16 protein-coding genes are annotated in these 17,272 nt (G+C 39.2%); 6 read left to right on the forward strand and 10 right to left on the reverse strand.

Annotated features, from left to right (window positions below):
* Positions 1 to 284 precede the first annotated feature (284 nt).
* The 4 genes from AOLE_RS14615 (at position 285) to AOLE_RS14630 (ending at position 3,716) form a co-directional block, all read left to right on the forward strand.
* Positions 285 to 1,229 carry a DMT family transporter gene (locus tag AOLE_RS14615; protein WP_013198658.1) on the forward strand — a complete coding sequence of 315 codons (945 nt, stop codon included), beginning with the start codon at positions 285 to 287 and terminating at the stop codon, positions 1,227 to 1,229.
* Positions 1,230 to 1,424: 195 nt separating this feature from the next.
* On the forward strand, positions 1,425 to 2,213 hold the full coding sequence (locus AOLE_RS14620) for a crotonase/enoyl-CoA hydratase family protein (RefSeq protein ID WP_013198659.1): 789 nt from the start codon (positions 1,425 to 1,427) through the stop codon (positions 2,211 to 2,213).
* A gap of 35 nt (positions 2,214 to 2,248) precedes the next feature.
* Positions 2,249 to 3,127: an alpha/beta hydrolase family protein gene (locus tag AOLE_RS14625; protein ID WP_013198660.1), complete on the forward strand. Its 879-nt coding sequence runs from the start codon at positions 2,249 to 2,251 to the stop codon at positions 3,125 to 3,127.
* Positions 3,128 to 3,155: 28 nt separating this feature from the next.
* The gene (locus tag AOLE_RS14630; protein ID WP_013198661.1) at positions 3,156 to 3,716 is read left to right on the forward strand and encodes a TetR/AcrR family transcriptional regulator; all 561 of its coding nucleotides are present in this window, start codon (positions 3,156 to 3,158) and stop codon (positions 3,714 to 3,716) included.
* Positions 3,717 to 3,761: 45 nt separating this feature from the next.
* Here the strand turns inward: AOLE_RS14630 and pgaD are convergent, their stop codons facing one another.
* The 5 genes from pgaD to AOLE_RS14655 all read right to left on the reverse strand — a co-directional run bounded on the left by pgaD (position 3,762) and on the right by AOLE_RS14655 (position 8,736).
* Complete coding sequence (pgaD, locus tag AOLE_RS14635; RefSeq protein ID WP_005303256.1) at positions 3,762 to 4,181, reverse strand: poly-beta-1,6-N-acetyl-D-glucosamine biosynthesis protein PgaD; 420 nt, start codon at positions 4,179 to 4,181, stop codon at positions 3,762 to 3,764.
* Between the two features lie 89 nt (positions 4,182 to 4,270).
* Positions 4,271 to 5,527 carry a poly-beta-1,6-N-acetyl-D-glucosamine synthase gene (pgaC, locus tag AOLE_RS14640; RefSeq protein WP_004794047.1) on the reverse strand — a complete coding sequence of 419 codons (1,257 nt, stop codon included), beginning with the start codon at positions 5,525 to 5,527 and terminating at the stop codon, positions 4,271 to 4,273.
* 13 nt (positions 5,528 to 5,540) lie between these two features.
* Positions 5,541 to 7,535: a poly-beta-1,6-N-acetyl-D-glucosamine N-deacetylase PgaB gene (gene pgaB / locus AOLE_RS14645; protein WP_013198662.1), complete on the reverse strand. Its 1,995-nt coding sequence runs from the start codon at positions 7,533 to 7,535 to the stop codon at positions 5,541 to 5,543.
* Between the two features lie 244 nt (positions 7,536 to 7,779).
* On the reverse strand, positions 7,780 to 8,118 hold the full coding sequence (locus tag AOLE_RS14650) for an FKBP-type peptidyl-prolyl cis-trans isomerase (RefSeq protein ID WP_002117532.1): 339 nt from the start codon (positions 8,116 to 8,118) through the stop codon (positions 7,780 to 7,782).
* Between the two features lie 87 nt (positions 8,119 to 8,205).
* Positions 8,206 to 8,736, reverse strand: coding sequence for a YaeQ family protein (locus tag AOLE_RS14655; RefSeq protein WP_005303252.1), 531 nt, complete (start codon positions 8,734 to 8,736; stop codon positions 8,206 to 8,208).
* 188 nt (positions 8,737 to 8,924) lie between these two features.
* On the opposite strand from AOLE_RS14655, the gene dctA reads away from it, so the two are divergent.
* Complete coding sequence (gene dctA, locus AOLE_RS14660) at positions 8,925 to 10,187, forward strand: C4-dicarboxylate transporter DctA (protein ID WP_004794051.1); 1,263 nt, start codon at positions 8,925 to 8,927, stop codon at positions 10,185 to 10,187.
* A gap of 42 nt (positions 10,188 to 10,229) precedes the next feature.
* Here the strand turns inward: dctA and AOLE_RS14665 are convergent, their stop codons facing one another.
* Complete coding sequence (locus AOLE_RS14665) at positions 10,230 to 11,228, reverse strand: CobW family GTP-binding protein (protein ID WP_013198663.1); 999 nt, start codon at positions 11,226 to 11,228, stop codon at positions 10,230 to 10,232.
* Positions 11,229 to 11,727: 499 nt separating this feature from the next.
* Between AOLE_RS14665 and AOLE_RS14670 the strand changes: the two genes are divergently transcribed.
* Positions 11,728 to 11,928, forward strand: coding sequence for a hypothetical protein (locus AOLE_RS14670; RefSeq protein ID WP_000761577.1), 201 nt, complete (start codon positions 11,728 to 11,730; stop codon positions 11,926 to 11,928).
* 115 nt (positions 11,929 to 12,043) lie between these two features.
* Here the strand turns inward: AOLE_RS14670 and AOLE_RS14675 are convergent, their stop codons facing one another.
* From AOLE_RS14675 to AOLE_RS14690, 4 genes are all read right to left on the reverse strand, one after another.
* Complete coding sequence (locus AOLE_RS14675; RefSeq protein WP_005303245.1) at positions 12,044 to 12,559, reverse strand: acyl-CoA thioesterase; 516 nt, start codon at positions 12,557 to 12,559, stop codon at positions 12,044 to 12,046.
* 239 nt (positions 12,560 to 12,798) lie between these two features.
* The gene (locus tag AOLE_RS14680) at positions 12,799 to 13,413 is read right to left on the reverse strand and encodes a MarC family protein (RefSeq protein WP_004794054.1); all 615 of its coding nucleotides are present in this window, start codon (positions 13,411 to 13,413) and stop codon (positions 12,799 to 12,801) included.
* 11 nt (positions 13,414 to 13,424) lie between these two features.
* Positions 13,425 to 15,491 carry a choline transporter gene (locus tag AOLE_RS14685; protein ID WP_005303243.1) on the reverse strand — a complete coding sequence of 689 codons (2,067 nt, stop codon included), beginning with the start codon at positions 15,489 to 15,491 and terminating at the stop codon, positions 13,425 to 13,427.
* A 120-nt stretch (positions 15,492 to 15,611) separates the two neighbouring features.
* A complete protein-coding gene (locus AOLE_RS14690; protein ID WP_004794056.1) occupies positions 15,612 to 17,234 on the reverse strand; it encodes a BCCT family transporter in 1,623 nt (540 codons plus the stop codon).
* Positions 17,235 to 17,272: the final 38 nt, after the last annotated feature.

Genomic DNA, 17,272 nt, shown 5'->3' on the forward strand with positions numbered 1-17,272 from the left:
TTTTCCATTTATATGTTATAAAAATATCATCTATATTTTAATATACTTATCATGTTTTTATCTAAACCCCATTGTTGTCTAGCGCGTCAATCATACGCCGCAGAGATTAAGTTCTATGTGGTCAATTGGCGACGTCCTTATTTTGGACAATTTGGCGCTTTAGATACGAAAATCGAGATATTTAATTTGTAATATATCCTCTGATTTTCATCACAAGCCGCCATAAAACGCGGCTTTTTTTATGTCCTTTTAAAACACAAAAACCAAACTTTCTGGAGCTTTATATGAAGCCATTATTTGAACAACAGAGTATATCCACCCCGCAGATTCAGCCGGTTGTAGCATTATCGTCATCTCCGACTCGCCTTGCTACAGCCGGCCAATTTATTGCTGTCGTCATTATTTGGTCACTTACTCCACTCGCGGCCGTCTGGACAGTACAAGAAATTCACTGGGCATGGGGATTATTTATTCGATTCAGTTTGGCGATTCCAATCGCCTTGCTGTGTCTAAGATTTTTTCGTTTAAAGCTCATCTTTAGCAAAAAAGCTGTTTTAAGTTATTGTGCTGGAGCCATTGGCTTATTTGGATCTATGGCGTTTTGCTATATGGGTGCAGATAAAGTCCCCTCTGCCATTATTTCAATTATTTACGGCACCTCTCCGTTAGTGTCCGGACTGATTAGCTCCTTTTTATTAAGACGCGAACGTTTTTCAGTGTGGCAATGGCTTGGACTCGGTATTGCTCTTGTCGGAATGAGTTTTACTTTAGGGCTGTCTTCATCAGGTTTTCAGCTCAACCGCATCGGTATTGTATTAGAACTGATCGCGATGCTGTTTTATGTCTTGTCGACGTTTGCCGTGAAATCTGTCGGAGCGCATATTCCACCCATTACACAAATGACAGGCGCTACTCTTGTCTCATGGGTCGGTTATGTATGCTTGTTACCTTTCTTTTGGTCGCATCTTCCAACTGAATTTCCAAGTCTGAAAATTTCTTTAGCAGTGCTCTATAGCGCGGTTTTTTCATCTGTGCTTGCCATGATTTTCTATTATCAACTCATCAAAATACTACAACCAACGACTGTGCTACTTATTACCATTATCACCCCAGTATTAGCCACATTTTGGGGAACATGGTTCAACCATGAGCAGCTCAGCTCACATCTTATTTTAGGCTTAACCTTGTTATGCCTAGGGCTATTGATGTACTCACGTCGTCCAACATAATATTTATAACCTGATCGAGAGCACTCATCAGGTTATTCTCTCCCTCATCCTTACATTAAACTTAATAATAAAAACTTAGTTTTATTTTAATCGCCCTTCTATTTTTTGTTTACGGAATAGTCAACAAATTGTATTTGACACTTTTTAAACGAACGTTTAAAAACTTATTAAAAATAAACAAAGGACATCGGAAAAATGTCAAATCAAGAAGGAAAAGTCAGTCGTGAAACTCGCGGACATATTTTTTTAATTGGTCTAGATCGGGCAGCAAAACGTAATGCCTTTGATAGCCACCTGATTAAAGATTTATCGCTGGCGCTTACCGAATATGAAAATAATGATGCTCTTCGCTGTGCAATTATCTTTGCTCATGGCGACCATTTTACGGCCGGATTAGATCTAGTTGAGTTACAACCCAAGCTCGCTACAGGTGTTTTTGATTTTAGTGATGAAGAAGTGAACCCTTGGGGTACAGTGGGACGAAAACTGAGTAAACCTTTAATTGTTGCGGTACAAGGTTATTGCTACACCGCTGGTATCGAACTATTTCTGAATGCAGACATTGCCTTAGCAAGTGAAAATACTCAGTTTGCACAGATGGAAGTTCAGCGCGGCATCTTACCTTTTGGTGGAGCTACAGCACGCTTTACTCAAGCCGCAGGTTGGGCCAAAGCCATGCGCTATTTACTCACCGGTGACTCTTTTGATTCAAAAGCCGCCTTTGATATGAACCTGATTACAGAGATATGCCCGGAAGGTACGGAGCTCAACCGTGCTATAGAACTGGCTGAACATATTGCTCAAGCTGCACCACTTGCTGTAAAAGCCACTCTCGCCTCTGCCCGTGAAGCCATTAATGAAGGTTATGAAACTGCTTTTAGCCAATTACAGGGCCATCTTCAACCTTTACTCACCACAGAAGATGTTCAAGAAGGTGTGTTTGCCATGTTGCAAAAAAGACCGCCTGTTTTTAAAGGTAAATAAAATTTCTTCACGCTAGAAAAATAAAGAGAAAAGCAATGCAATCAGCAACTCAAATCAATGAACAGCTTAGCCAAACTGTACAATTCCCAGCTTTAGATGGCTATCAACTCAAGGGCACACGTTACTTTGCAACGACACCAGCTAAAGCAAATATTGTCGTTGCGGGAGCAACGGGTGTGCCACATGAGTTTTACCGTCGCTTCGCTGAATATATGATGCAATTTGGCTATCAGATATTCACATTTGACTATCGAGGGGTAGGAAAATCGAGTCCAAAATCTTTGAAAGGATTTGATATGTCTTATTTAGATTGGGGCAAACTCGATTTAGCAGGCGCAATTGAATATCTATCAAAAGAGCCATTACCTCTTTTCATGGTTGGTCATTCCTATGGTGGCCATGCGCTAGGTCTACTACCTAATCATGATAAATTATTGGCCTGTTACACCTTTGGTACAGGTGCAGGTTGGCACGGCTACATGCCACTGAAAGAACGTTTTAAAGTTCAGGTGGTCTGGAATATTGTGTTTCCACCTATTGTTGCCGTGACAGGTTATTTGCCTTGGAGCAAATTTAATATGGGTTCTGATTTGCCCCTCAATGTTTATAAACAGTGGCGTAAATGGTGTAAAAACCCTAAGTATTTTTTTGCTGATCCAGAACAACAACACTTAATTGAACAATATGCTGCTGTCAAAGTGCCAATTTATGCAGTCTCTGCCCTAGATGATGATTGGGCTTTACCTGCTTCATGTCGCGCATTTATGCAACATTATCGACAAGCTCAAGTCTCATACGTCAGTCTTCAACCTCAAGATGTTGCTATGAAAACCATTGGCCACATGGGCTACTTTAAAAAAGATGCTGAACACATCTGGAATAAAATCCGCACCACTTTTGATGGTTTTTTATAAAACCGCTTTATGTTTTGGATAATGTGAAATGAGACCGCAAAAACTGACTAAAGAAGATCTGCTTAAGCACTGCGCTTGGCAGTTCAAAACTTATGGATATGCAGGAACGAGCATGGATATGCTGGCAAAGGCTTGCGGCCTCACCAAAGCTTCTTTTTATTATTATTATCCAAATAAAGAAGCGCTTTTGCTTGAGGTGTTAAATGGTACTCATCAATATTTAATCCATTCTTTATTTGGAACGACTGCAAGTTCAGAACTCTCAGCCATTGAACGTTTTGAGCAAATGCATAAACGTGCTGTTCAGTTTTTTACCCAAGGCGTGAATGGTTGTCTGATTGGGGTAATTTCAATGGAAGCGGCGTATGGTTCACCTGAAATTTTAGCCAAAATACGTAGTATTTTTCAGGACTGGCAACTGGCTATTCAGTCTATTTTTGCTTGTTGCATTGCTCAAGATCGAGCTGAGATTTTAGCAAAACAAAGTATTGCTGATTATGAGGGAGCGATATTGATGTACCGTGTCACTCATGATGATTTTTACATCGATCAAGTTAAGCAACGTATTCTTGGACTTCTTAATTCTTAAAAAAATAAAGCCCACTTAAAGTGGGCTTTATTTTATGGCTAATCGTTATTCAACTCTCACGATTTTACCTAGTTCATCGTGGTGAACGACTGTAATTTTTTGGCTACGTCCCTGCTCAATTTCATGTTCAGGTAAATCGAAGTAGCGCGCATAATCATCAGTCTGTTTTGCTTTAAGTGCACTGCCACCGACACGGCGCTCAGGTAGCAAATGGCTCCATAACAATAAGCAAATTGCACAAGCAATTAATGCGGTAAGGCCATGTTCAATTCCTACACCAAAGGCACTAAATAAACGGTGTACCAAATGAGTTTTTTGTAGTTCAACCAATAGCCATACAAACACGAACGGACGCCACAACAACAACCAAACCGCCCACATCATGGCTGTGCTTGTTGTAGAAGCATAGCGTTTATGCCATGGTAATTGACGGCGTAAATCAATAATCAACGAATCTGTCTTCATTTCTCTCTTTACCTAACGAAGTGCTGTGGTTTTTCCCCAGACATCAATACAGCACGATCTTTAAAATCTCATGACTCTTGCATTTCATTCTAGCGAATGCCCCGATCCGGGCTCACCCAACGTGCTCGTTTCTCATCTCCACGTCGTAAGACTTTTGGAAATGCCACAATGGTTGCTGAAATAGTGATTAGCCAAAAGACCAATGGATACCAGATCATCCAGAAATAGTTTTTTCCTAGATGCGGTTCATAACGACTATCCATCCATTTGCTTAAAGCAAACTGAATTAGACAGGTTGCCCCCAATAAAATACCGGTACCATACGGTAAAAATGGGGAGCTCACAACAGCTAATGCAGGGACTGGTAAAATAAAATGTACCAACCATAACAAAGCCATCGCTAGCATTAAATATGACCAGACTAAAGTTAAGCAAAGCTCAAACATTAACGGCCATAAAAAATTCAATTTTGGTTTAGTGAACACATCAATATTTTTAATTAATACTTGTGCACCACCCATTGCCCAACGTAAACGTTGTTTCCATAACCCATTGAGGGTTTCAGGCATTAAAATCCAAACCAAAGCATTCGGTTCAAACTCAATATCCCAACCTGCACGCTGTAACTTCCAAGTAATATCGATATCTTCAGTCAACATATTTGGTGACCAATAATCGACTTGGTGAACGGCACTTTTACGGAAAGCCGTAATTACACCCGACACGGTAAACAAGCGACCGAAGGTACGCTGTGCACGTTTAATCATGCCCACAATCGAAGAAAACTCGCCAACCTGAATACGCCCTAACAAAGTTGAGCGAGTACGGATACGAGGGTTTCCAGTAACAGCTGCAACCGTTGGATTTTCAAGGAAATGTCGAATCATCCACTTTGCTGCATGTGGATCAAGTAAAGCATCACCATCAATACCAATTAAAAACTCGGCATCGGTCATTAAGCTTCCGGCTTGCAACCCCATGGCTTTACCTTGGTTTTGCGCCAAATGAACAACACGCAATTTTTCATGTTGTTCTGCTAAGCGGTCAAGTACTTCACCTGTATTATCTGAGCTGCCATCATTAATCGCGATGACTTCAAAATGAGGATAGTCCAGTTTTAAAGCATGGCTAATGGTTTCTTCTGCATTATCCCCTTCATTAAAACAAGGAACTAATACAGCGACTTTTGGATAACTTTCCAATGGAGCTGGTTGATCGTAAGGCGGAGCCTGACGTTCTCTCCAATAGAAAATGATCGCACCCATCATCCATAAATACGACATGAATAATGGATAGTAAAAAACGAATTTTAAGGCATGCGACCATATTGCAGCAAAGATTGTCATGTTTCAGCCTCGACTACGGCACAAGACGAGATGATTTTTCAGCAAATGCTTTATGCATTACGTCAACATCCGGGTGATCTTTGATTGGGTCATCAGGGTAATATCCGACATGCATTACTCCTTGCTGATACAGTGAATGAATTGTTACTGCCATTTCAGTTGAAGGTACCTTTTCATTTTTACGCCAGTCGGTGGCCTGTAATTCAAAAACAGTTTTCTTGAGGCCATTAGGATATTGTTTCACGCGATCAATCATGTCTTTATAGAACTGATCTGAATTATCGACCTGCTCCATATAAGGCATTGCCATAATAGCTGTAAAATCATAATGCTTTAATGACTCTTCAAGCGATTGTGAATACCAGTTTTCTGCATATGGTTTTAAAGCCACTTGCGCATATAAATTACGTGCAGTCACCAAGAACGGTTCATATTGTCTCACGTCATCAACGAGTTGCATTGCAAAATCATCTAAATATTTTGTCTTATATGCAGTCCATTTCTGCAAGTCTTGATCGTTATCACGGATTTTTGCTAAATCTGTTGGTAAACCTTGTTTTGCATAAGCCTTTAAAGCATCAGGGCTTGCATCTTCATAATCAGATAAGGTGACGTCGTCATGGAATAAAAGTCCGTTAAACGGCGTTGATTTAGCTAAATCCTGATAAATTTCACGAATAGTTTGGCGTGCATCTGCTGAGAACGGACTTAAACGGATATAACCCATATTAAGGTGTTCACCCGCTTTTTCCTGCTGAGTTACCACCAAGTCCTTAGAAACAGGATCAGTTTTTGGTAGTTCCCACGCCAATAACGGCATCCACGCATAAATACGGCTTACAGAAGTACGCGTTTGAATTTGCCATGCAACACGGTTAAACAAGTCTGCACGCATTGGAATATGGCGGTTTGGGAAATAAACCATATCCGCAGAACCATTCGCATCTGGATCTGAAAATGCTTGTAAATAAATTGTATTTACACCCATGCCATTAATTCGATCTAACAAGTGACCTAAATTGCGCTCTTGTTGTTTCGGGTCTGGATCATAAATATAGTCCAGATCGACATGCATGATTTTTTGCGGACGATTATTATCCGTTAAATTTAATTCACGGTTTTTAATTTCTTGAGCCAAATCATCAGTTGTCATTCCGCCTTCAACCAAAATACGGCTCATATTTTGTAGAGATTGTTTTGCATGGTCTGCCCCATCATCAAGTGTAATGGTCACTGGCATACCCAATTTTTTTGCAATTTGGACAGTTTGCATATTATAGCGACCATATGGCCACACCATAACACGTGGCGAACGTAAGCCATGCGCTTTTAATAAATCATTATTCTTTTTCAGGTCGTCATAAATTCGTGCTTCATATTGTTTATCGTTCTCATATGTTTGTGTTTTAACATCATAAAAACGTGTGGTCGCAGCAGGTTCAGAGTTGCCTTGCGGGTTACCTGTAATACCACGATGCAAATGATAGCTATGGTTCGCAATTTCTACAAAACCACTATCTTGCATCTCTTTAAGTTCATTCCAGCTTAAGATTTTATCACGTGGAATTTCTTCCCCTGAAAAATCTACTTTTTGGCCAGCTTTTGGCTCTAACCATGAACCCACTACAGCCAAAACAACCGGAATTTTTTTAGCTTTAAGAACTGGATAAGCATTTTGATAAAAAGACTGATAACCGTCATCTACAGTTAATAAAACTGGTTTTGTAGGCAGTTGGAATTTGCCCTGATGAGCACGGATCAACTGATCAACCGTAATAAAATGGAACCCGTTTTTTTGTAGCCACTCGACATGCTGTGTAAATTGTTGAGTCGTCACTGCATATTGAGGAATTAACGCATTTTTAGTATCGGTAATTTCATGATAACCAATCACCGTGAGTGTTGAAGCGTCCAGTTTAGGTGGTTTGGCTAATGCCATGCCTGACAAACCTGCCAAGGCCAAGCCAAGTGATATGTTCAACAAAGGAGATGCAAAGCGGATAATCATGAAATAGCGTCTCAATAACAATATAGATTACTTATGTGAAATTTGATGTTAGGGCACAAACTTTTTGAAAGTTGGTCTTAATATCACACTGCTCACAAATGAACAGTTTTTCAGTCAGCATTTATAATCAAATAATCTGAAAATAATCTTAAATATTCAAAAAGCTAAAATATAAATTAATAATGTATTTATATTTAAAGCTCATATAAACAAGAAAGCCCCCTAAAGGGCTTTCAGTTTTTCACTAGTCACGAGTTTTGACATCAAATAATTCAATTTCAAAAATTAAATTAGAATTCGCTGGAATAATCTTACCCATTTTACGCTCGCCATAAGCTAAATGAGCAGGCACGATTAACTTACGCTTTCCGCCAACTTTCATTCCCATAATGCCTTGGTCCCAGCCTTTAATTACACGACCTGTTCCAATCACGCATTCAAAATAGTTACCGCGGTCAATTGAAGAGTCGAATTTAGTACCGTCTTCTAACCAACCTGTATAGTGAGTTGTAATCAAAGCACCTTTAACTGCTTCTTTGCCTTCACCTACTTTTAAATCGATAATTTCTAATTCATTTGACATGGTTTAACCCTTAAACTGAATTTCTAAAATCGCAATTAGTACTTAGTGTACCAACTGAATCTGTAGAATTTGTTGCGCTTTTCTAAATTACTGTAACTGTGTCCAAACAACATTTGCCTGACCCTTTTCACCTAAAAGTGTCCACTCGTTGTCCATCACATTTAATTGTAGTTGCATCGTACGTTCACAGAGCTGTTCAAGCTCGGCTGTACTTTGAGGGGCAATTTGCCACACCTGAACGTTACTTAAGGTTTTAATTTTACTGTTTCGCTTCCACCAGTCTTCGACTTGTGTACCATAAACAACAACCGCAACCGTTTTACAACGCGCACTGGCTTTTTTAACTTTATCTTCAGACGGCAAACCGACTTCAATCCAAGTTTCTAATTGACCAGTTAAATCTTTTTGCCATAACGCTGGCTCGTCAGTTTCAAAAAGGTCTTTAGTAAACTCAAGTTCATCACTTGCGAAACGGGCAAAAGCCATCAAACGAACCATTAAACGTTCTAAAGTTTCCGAAGGATGCAAGGCAAGCGTCAGTTGATAATCACCATAAATATGGTCATCCATATTGGCAATATTCAAGTCTGCCTTATAAATTGTTGCTTTAAGCGCCATGATTAATATGTTCCAAAATTTGGCGCTAAGGATACTCGATTTTAGGTAAAAATTATAAAAAAACTAAGCAATCCACCGCATAGTAATTGGAAATTTGCATATTCTTCCAAAACGCTCTGCTTGCTTTAGAGTTGGCCGGCTTTTTGCTTGAAAGAGAAATATTCTCCTCTTGCTAAAATTGATGACTTATGTGGCAGAAGCTTAAACGTAGTTTATTTTTACAGGTTCTTTGTGCTCTCTTTTTAGGAGTTGCAGTTGGGGCTGGTTTTCATGATTTCTCCCTATCTTTAAAGCCATTGGGCGATGGTTTTATTTCTTTGATTAAAATGCTGATTGCACCCATTGTGTTTTGTGTCGTTGTACTGGGAATCTATGGTGCAAATGACATCAAAAAAATGGGCAAAGTCGGTGCAAAAACCATTCTCTATTTTGAAGTGGTCACCAGTATTGCTTTAGTTTTAGGCATTATTGTGGCTTATGTATTTAAACCGGGCGTCGGTATGAACATCGATATTAGCCATTTAGATGCAAAAGATTTAAGCACCTATACCGAACGCGCCCATGAAATGCACACAGGTTCGGAATTTCTACTCAATATTATTCCGAAAACATTCACTGCCGCTTTTGCAAACGGCGATATTTTACAAGTTTTACTCATCGCTATTTTATTTGGTGTATCACTACTTTTAATTCCTAAACATTTGGCAGAGCTCGTACGTCAGGCGCTTGAAGCTTTTTCAGAAGTCTTCTTTAAAATTATGGGTCTGATTATTCGTTTAGCGCCGATTGGTGTATTCGGTTCAGTGGCCTATACCACCGCCAAATTTGGTTTAGATTCACTTCTACAATTGGGCTATTTGGTTTTACTGTTTTATGCGACCTGCATTTTATTTGTTGTGGTTGTCTTAGGTTCAATTTTAAAACTTGCCGGTCTCAACATCTTCAAATTTGTGGCTTATTTTAAAGATGAGTTAGCGATTGTTTTGGGTACAGCATCTTCTGACTCTGTTTTACCCCAAATTATGAAAAAACTCAGAAATCTGGGAATTAAAGATTCAACGGTAGGTCTGGTCATTCCTACGGGTTACTCTTTTAACTTAGATGGGTTTTCAATTTACTTAACTTTAGGGGTGATCTTTATTGCACAAGCCTGCAATATTGATTTATCCACTCACGACCTATTGGCTATTTTGCTGGTTTCACTCATCACTTCTAAAGGCGCCCACGGTATTCCCGGCTCGGCTTTAGTTATTCTTGCAGCAACACTGTCAGTTATTCCAAGCCTTCCTGCGATTGGCTTAGTACTTCTACTGTCCGTAGATTGGTTCATTGGCATTATTCGTGCCTGTACCAACTTAATCGGTAACTGTGTTGCTGCTGTAGTGATTGCACACTGGGAAAAAGATATTGACCATGCTCAAGCCAAAGCAGTGTTAGATACAAAACCTTAAATCCATTATGAGAACATTAAATCGTCTTTGGTTTAATGTTCTCTATTTTTCAAGCTGACAAGCAAGTAACGCCGTTTCAAAAGCCAACCAATCGTGATGATGTGCGCTAATGATTTCAATACGGTTATCAATACCCTCTTCACCAGACTTATAATTAAACTGATCAGGATTAAAGTTAAAAACTTTCCAACCTTGATCTGTGTTAAAAATTCCCTTAATTCGAAGCCAGTCTTGCTGCGCGCATAATAAATCTAGCAAATTATAAAAATCGAATTTCCAGCGTTTAGGTAATTTCCAACCTGCCACAATATAGCCTTGTGCCGACTCGACATAATGATAAGGTAATTGCTGAATTTCCTTCTTAACCTCGGTTTCAGTCATTTGCTTTTGAAGTTTAAGTAAAGGCTGTATAGATCGCTCAGTTAAACGAGCAGCTACATCAATTTTATTTAAAGCTAACTGACCATTTTCAGTTTTAATCCACTCTTGGTTATAAGGCTTGTATTCTTCTTTTAATAACTCAAGCGCCTGATCATCTTCAAAAGTCATCACATCAGTATGTGACACCACCACAATCTGGGCAGCTTTTAACTGATCTTCATAAAGGTTTTGTTTAACCCAATTTGTATCGTGCAAACGGCTACCATCAACAACAGTAATTAGTGCTCTCATGGCTAAACTACTTTGCCAATGCGGCTCGGTCAGTTGGTCAAATAACTGTGAAGGATGCCCAAGTCCTGTCGGTTCAATAAAGAGTCTATCTGGCTTTTGTTCACTCAATAAACGAGCTAAAGCAATATGCATAGGCAATTGACTGCTACAACACAAGCAACCACCTAATAATTCTTTGACTGCATAGCCTTCATCTTGAGGTAAGAGTTGTTGGTCTACTCCAATTTGCCCAAACTCATTCATTAATACAGCCCAGACTTCATCTTTAGGCTTTTGACTTAATAAATGCTGTAATAATGTGGTTTTCCCTGCCCCTAAAAAACCGGAAATAATATGGGTAGGAACAGTTTTTTGGGCAATAAATTTCACAAGCGACTCAAATCAACAAGGTTTCAAAACTAAGAAAGGTATATCACTGTTTAAATCCCATGAAAATGATTTTTCACTTTGAAGATATACTTTTCAATTATCAGGCCAAAACACTTAATATGTGATATACATCTCACTCAAAATCTAAATTAACTTTTGATAATTAAAATTCAAACGGAATATTCTATTTATGCGTATTCACAATTCATGCCAAAGTGTAAGTTTTACGTAACACAATTGATCTTTTTTCATTCGATAAGAAATATTTTTACACATTTTAAGGTGTAATTAAGCCCTTTAATTTTACAGATTCCGCACATAAACGGCCCGTATATTTCATATTGTTAAGATAGGCGTAATAGATTGTTAAGTTAATTGATGTAATCCAAACCTCGGCTTAGCATGTGTCCTAGCTTAGTCATTCAGCCATACAGGTTTCATGTAGGTACGAACGATTAGGTTTAATTTATTTTTAAATGAAATTTAAGGATGCCATAAAATGAAATTAGCTAAAACTTTACTCGCTACTACACTTGCTTTAACTGCTGCTTCAACTTTCGCTGCTTCTAAGCACGACCAAGCACATAACACTGCTGGTGAAGAAAAAGTTGTTGTTTCAACTCAAGAACAAGCAAACACTGCAAATGCTGCATCTGATGCTGTAGGTTCTGCTTCTGAGGCTGCTCCTGCAACTCGTTAATTCTCTCAGCACTCTCCTCCAAGCTCAGAGATAATTTTACTGAAATGAAATATGGACGCTGAATTTTAGTAAAGAAGAAAAAGGATCGAACCATGCTGCGGTTCGATCCTTTTTTTTAAGAAGATTTTTTATACATGCTACAAGATGGGTTATGGTTTTCTTGTAGACGTAAAACCTTACGGTGCTCAGCTGCTTCAAAGCGGCAACGCTTCCACTCTGTATCAAGTTTCAAATGAGGAACTTCACATGGCTTGCCCTGTTCATCAACAGCAACCATAGTGAAATAACAGCTATTGGTATGGCGTACTGTGCGCTTCTGAATATTTTGGGCTTCAACACGTATTCCGACTTCCATTGAAGTACGGCCTACATGGTTAACACTTGCCAAGAAGGTTACCAGCTCACCCACATAAATAGGTTCTTTAAAATTTACCTTATCTACAGATAAAGTCACCACGTAGCCACCCGAATAACGACTTGCACAAGCGTAAGCGACTTGGTCTAGTAATTTTAGAATCGTACCACCATGAACATTACCTGAAAAATTTGCCATATCAGGCGTCATCAAAACTGACATCGTCAATTCAGACTGATCATCAGTTGCTGTGGTTATTTCATCTAATGTAGGCATAGCTAAACTCTGTGTCTTAAAACAAGCTCAGTAAACATTATGGTTGATAATTCACAAAAAAAACATGCTTAAATCCACAACATAGCATTGTATTTTTTAATATCTTTGATTGTTTTTTAAAATTTAAATTTTTAAGGCATTATTTTTAAAGCTTTTTTTATTTATCTTAGTTTTTTTAGAAGATGCTATGCCATTTTATTCCACGCTTAATGGCATAGCACGATGTTATAAGTCGCTCGCTATACTTTAGTAATAACGCCAGTCACACCATTAATGATCATATCAATGGCGATCGTACCGATTAATAAAGCAGATAAACGACCGACAATATCAAAGTAGCGGTCAATATGCTTGGCATGTTTATAGCGTAAATGATCATGTGAAAATTTCATCAAAATCAAAATACTACAGGTTAAAAATAAGGTGAAGGCAATCACTAAGGCTGCCTCACCAATTGACATTTCAATACCTGTAACCACAGCAGCACTAATGGTGCCCGGACCAATCATAAATGGCATGGCAATGGTACCAGCCAGATGCTCTGGTGCACCGCGCATTTCACCAATCGTATCGGCACCCTGAAAAACATAGCGATAGCCAATCACCAAAAAGATAAGGCCTCCAAATATCTGAAAGGCTTCAAAACGTACATTCAGATATTTACTAAAAATTGTTTCGCCGCCCCATGCAAATAGCATGAACACGACAAAAGCAATCAAACTTCCCTGAATCAGTGCTTTATTAAACACCTTGGCTTCTGAATGACGGATCAGGCCAATCATGTAGATGCTCATTAGAAATGGATTGAGCAACGAGAAAAATAAAGCAAAAGAATGTAGATAAGGAGAAGCCATGCATTTTCCTCTTAAGCTTGTGGATCTGGGAACAATGGACGATTCCCTGGGCTAATACGATTAATATGTAAGAACGTCATATGTCTTTCATATTTATCTAAAATGTCATTAATAACCTGTTCTTTACTATAACCGACCAGATCGTTATCTTGAGAGCCATCATAAAGATAGGTTTCAAGACGGTAATAGAACTGTTTACCTCGTTTTACACGTTGACTGAAGTTCGGTGCGCTATAGCGTACAGGCCAGATCTGGTAAACAAAGTTTTGTTCTTCTTCCAAATGAATAGTGAAATCCAGATGGAAAAGCGTTTCTTCATCTTCAAGCGGCGTTTGCTGCACATCTACATTCATGCCCTGCTTAATAAGTTCACCTGCAACGGCCTGAACAGCCGGTAGACAAACTGCATCTAGCATGCGTTGAGTTTCAGTGGTTCCCGGATGATGCATCACTCGAGTTAAACGCTGTTTCCAATTCAGAATATCGACATTGCCTACTACCGGAGCTGCATTCATACTTCGACTGGCTTGCCGGTAATCTTCAAGCCTCAGTGACTTATAGAGCCCTGCCATCACAAGGAACATTACAAAACTAAAAGGTAGTCCCATAATGATGGTCGCGTTTTGCAAAGCAGTAATTCCGTTGGTCATGAGCATAGCAAGCGTTAATAAACCAATTGCCACTGCCCAAAATACGCTTAACCAACGCGGAGCATCATTATCGATATTCGTAAGTTTAGTCGTGAAATTACCTAAAACCAGCGCTCCCGAATCGGCAGAAGTCACGTAGAACAAAAGCCCTGTTACGGTGGCAATTGAAGCGATAAAGGTAAAGCCCGGATATTGCGCTAACAGGTCATAAAAACCGTGAGCCGGATTTGCTAACACAGTCGCTGCTAAGGTTTGGTTGCCTTCAAAAATAACGCTGTGCAGTGCACTATTACCAAAAATGGATAACCATGTGAGTGTAAATAGAAGCGGAATAATTAAGGTACCGCATACAAACTCACGAATGGTACGTCCTCTTGAGATACGTGCCAGAAAGAGTCCTACAAATGGAGACCACGCAATCCACCATGCCCAGAAGAAGAAAGTCCAACTGCTCATCCACTCTTTAGGCTGTTCAAAAGCAAAACTTTGTAACGCTAAAGCAGGGAAACGAGTTAAATAGTCACCAATATTTTGGACAAGGGCATTGAGTAAAAACTCAGTATTTCCTAAGAATAAAATAAACAGCAATAATCCAACCGAAACATAAATATTGATTTCAGATAAAATCCGTAGGCCTTTATTGACCCCAGATGTCACTGAAATAACACTAATACCGACCGCGACAGCAATCAGGATAAATTGCATCCAGATATTTTCTGGTAACCCCAATAACACATGTAGGCCATAATTCAGCTGTACTACTCCAATCCCGCAGGTCGTTGCAATACCAAAAATTGTCCCGATGACGGCAGCCGTATCAACACTATGCCCAATTGCCCCATTAATTCTGTTCCCAAAAATTGGGTAAAGTGCAGAACGAATGGTAAGTGGTAAGTTATAACGATAGCTAAAGTATCCCAATGACATGCCAATCAAGGCATACATACACCAACCGGTTAAGCCATAGTGGAATAAGGTCCAAACCATACTTTGGCGTGCTGCCTCATAGGTTTGACCTGCTCCGACTGGAGGTTGCATATAATGAGATAATGGTTCAGCGACCGAGAAGAACATCAGATCGATACCGATACCAGCCGAAAACAGCATCGCAGACCAACTGAGTAAACTAAACTCAGGTTTTGAATGCTTAGGTCCTAATTTAATACTGCCATATCTTGAACAGGCAATAAAAATCACGAAAACCATATATAACGTTGCGGCAAGCAGATAATACCAACCAAAGGTTGAGGTTACCCACTGAAGTACGGCGTTCATGACTCTATTTGCAAAATCATTGAACAAAAACGTGACGAGAGAAAAAATTAAAATAAGTACAGCTGAAAAATAAAAAACCACACGATTGAGCGGGTCTTTTTTAGATTTAGATAATGTTAAATCATCAACTGCTCTTGGATTATCTGTTGCCATACAATCCTCAAGGAATAAAATAAAAACAAAATATTTAATTTCGTCTTTTCACTCTTATTTAAAACAATGAAAAGACGACTTTAAACGCAAAAAATAATATATAGATGTGATTGGTTGGGGTTATAAAACCTCAGTCACTTTATTCTGGTCACAATTCGACGGAACCGAAATGTCTTTTGAAACAGCTAACTGTTTTTTCACTAATTGAGGGTCAAAATCATCTTGCTTTAACGCTTTGGCTAAACCAAACATATAGAGCAAAATAATCACTGAAAATGGTAAACCACATAACACCACAGCACTTTGCATGGAGTTAAAACTACCGGCTAAAAGCAAGCCAATACTTACAATGGTAATTACCACAGACCAAAAAACGCGTAACCAGATTGGTGAATCACTATCATTGGTGCCCCCTTTTGAGGACAAATTAGCGATCATTAGTGTACCAGAGCCAACTGGTGTCAAAAATAAAACGAAACAAATTACAACAACAATGCCAGCAACATACGGATTAAACGGCAGATATTCGAGTAACTTAAATAAAGACAATGCCGGATCAGTTAAAACCATATCGCCCAAAACTTTCTGTTTCTGGTTCAAGATAAAGTAAATGGCAGTATTTCCAAAAACCGAGATCCAAGCCAGTGTAAAACCGAGAGGAATCAGGCATACACCTAAAACAACCTCGCGAATCGTACGTCCTTTTGAAATACGCGCAATAAACATGCCGACAAAAGGTGCCCATGCAATCCACCAAGCCCAATAAAATACGGTCCACGAACCTAGCCAGCCACTGGCTTTTTGATTGTATAAATACATATCAAAGCTTTTACCAATAAAATTGCTTAGATAATCTCCCATATTCTGTACAAGACCATTTAATAAATGGTTTGTAGGACCTGTTAAAAATACAAATAAAAGCAAGGCATACAGCAGACGTAAATTAATACGTGATAACCACGCCAAACCTTTTTCAATGCCAACCACTGTCGTGATCGTGGCAACACTCATCATGATGAGAACAGCAGCAATTAAGGTCACTGAGTTATTAGGAATTTGCGGAAGTAAATAACAAATGCCTGATACCAGCACCAATGCTCCGATTCCCAAGTTGGTGACCAAGGAAATAACCGTCGCTAAAATTCCAAAACCATCGACGAAATCACCAACTAACCCATGGACTCGCTCGCCAAAAATTGGGTAAAGCGCTGAACGCAAAGCTAGAGGTAAATTTTGTCTGAAAGCAAAATAACCTAAAGTGACGCCGAGCAATGCATAGAGTACCCAGCCATGGATGCCCCAATGCAAAAAGCTATAAGTCATCGCATTTCGGGCTGCCTGAATGGTTCCTGACTCACCTTCAGGCGGTCTTAGAAAATGGTCAACAGGTTCAGCCACACCATAATAAAGTAGTGCAATACCAATCCCTGCCGAGAACAACATTGAAGTCCAAGCCAAATAACTAAACTCAGGTTTGTCGTCGTCTTTTCCTAAAGGAATCTGCCCTACTTTTGAAAAAGCGAGCCAAGCGACAAAGCCCAAACACAGCACAATAACCAACATGTAATACCACCCAAAAAAGTGATTTACCTGCTCTTGTACATAGGTCAGCCAAAACTGACTTTTTTCTGGAAACAGCACAAAAAGTAGGCCAAAAATGCCAATACTGATGGCTGAACTCCAAAATACAAAACGATTTAACCGAATATGGTCTGAAGAATATTTATCACTTTTCAACACCATCTTATTGCTCCTTGCAATCGGTGTATTTTCTCAAAATA

Origin of the sequence: Acinetobacter oleivorans DR1, from assembly GCF_000196795.1 — a bacterium.
Lineage (GTDB): Bacteria > Pseudomonadota > Gammaproteobacteria > Pseudomonadales > Moraxellaceae > Acinetobacter > Acinetobacter oleivorans.

Excerpts from the sequence above, each read along its gene's own strand:
- AOLE_RS14615 (WP_013198658.1), top strand. The coding sequence starts at position 285 with ATGAAGCCATTATTTGAACAACAGAGTATATCCACCCCGCAGATTCAG.
- AOLE_RS14620 (WP_013198659.1), top strand. The coding sequence starts at position 1,425 with ATGTCAAATCAAGAAGGAAAAGTCAGTCGTGAAACTCGCGGACATATT.
- AOLE_RS14625 (WP_013198660.1), top strand. The coding sequence starts at position 2,249 with ATGCAATCAGCAACTCAAATCAATGAACAGCTTAGCCAAACTGTACAA.
- AOLE_RS14630 (WP_013198661.1), top strand. The coding sequence starts at position 3,156 with ATGAGACCGCAAAAACTGACTAAAGAAGATCTGCTTAAGCACTGCGCT.
- pgaD (WP_005303256.1), bottom strand. The coding sequence starts at position 4,181 with ATGAAGACAGATTCGTTGATTATTGATTTACGCCGTCAATTACCATGG.
- pgaC (WP_004794047.1), bottom strand. The coding sequence starts at position 5,527 with ATGACAATCTTTGCTGCAATATGGTCGCATGCCTTAAAATTCGTTTTT.
- pgaB (WP_013198662.1), bottom strand. The coding sequence starts at position 7,535 with ATGATTATCCGCTTTGCATCTCCTTTGTTGAACATATCACTTGGCTTG.
- AOLE_RS14650 (WP_002117532.1), bottom strand. The coding sequence starts at position 8,118 with ATGTCAAATGAATTAGAAATTATCGATTTAAAAGTAGGTGAAGGCAAA.
- AOLE_RS14655 (WP_005303252.1), bottom strand. The coding sequence starts at position 8,736 with ATGGCGCTTAAAGCAACAATTTATAAGGCAGACTTGAATATTGCCAAT.
- dctA (WP_004794051.1), top strand. The coding sequence starts at position 8,925 with ATGTGGCAGAAGCTTAAACGTAGTTTATTTTTACAGGTTCTTTGTGCT.
- AOLE_RS14670 (WP_000761577.1), top strand. The coding sequence starts at position 11,728 with ATGAAATTAGCTAAAACTTTACTCGCTACTACACTTGCTTTAACTGCT.
- AOLE_RS14675 (WP_005303245.1), bottom strand. The coding sequence starts at position 12,559 with ATGCCTACATTAGATGAAATAACCACAGCAACTGATGATCAGTCTGAA.
- AOLE_RS14680 (WP_004794054.1), bottom strand. The coding sequence starts at position 13,413 with ATGGCTTCTCCTTATCTACATTCTTTTGCTTTATTTTTCTCGTTGCTC.
- AOLE_RS14685 (WP_005303243.1), bottom strand. The coding sequence starts at position 15,491 with ATGGCAACAGATAATCCAAGAGCAGTTGATGATTTAACATTATCTAAA.
- AOLE_RS14690 (WP_004794056.1), bottom strand. The coding sequence starts at position 17,234 with ATGGTGTTGAAAAGTGATAAATATTCTTCAGACCATATTCGGTTAAAT.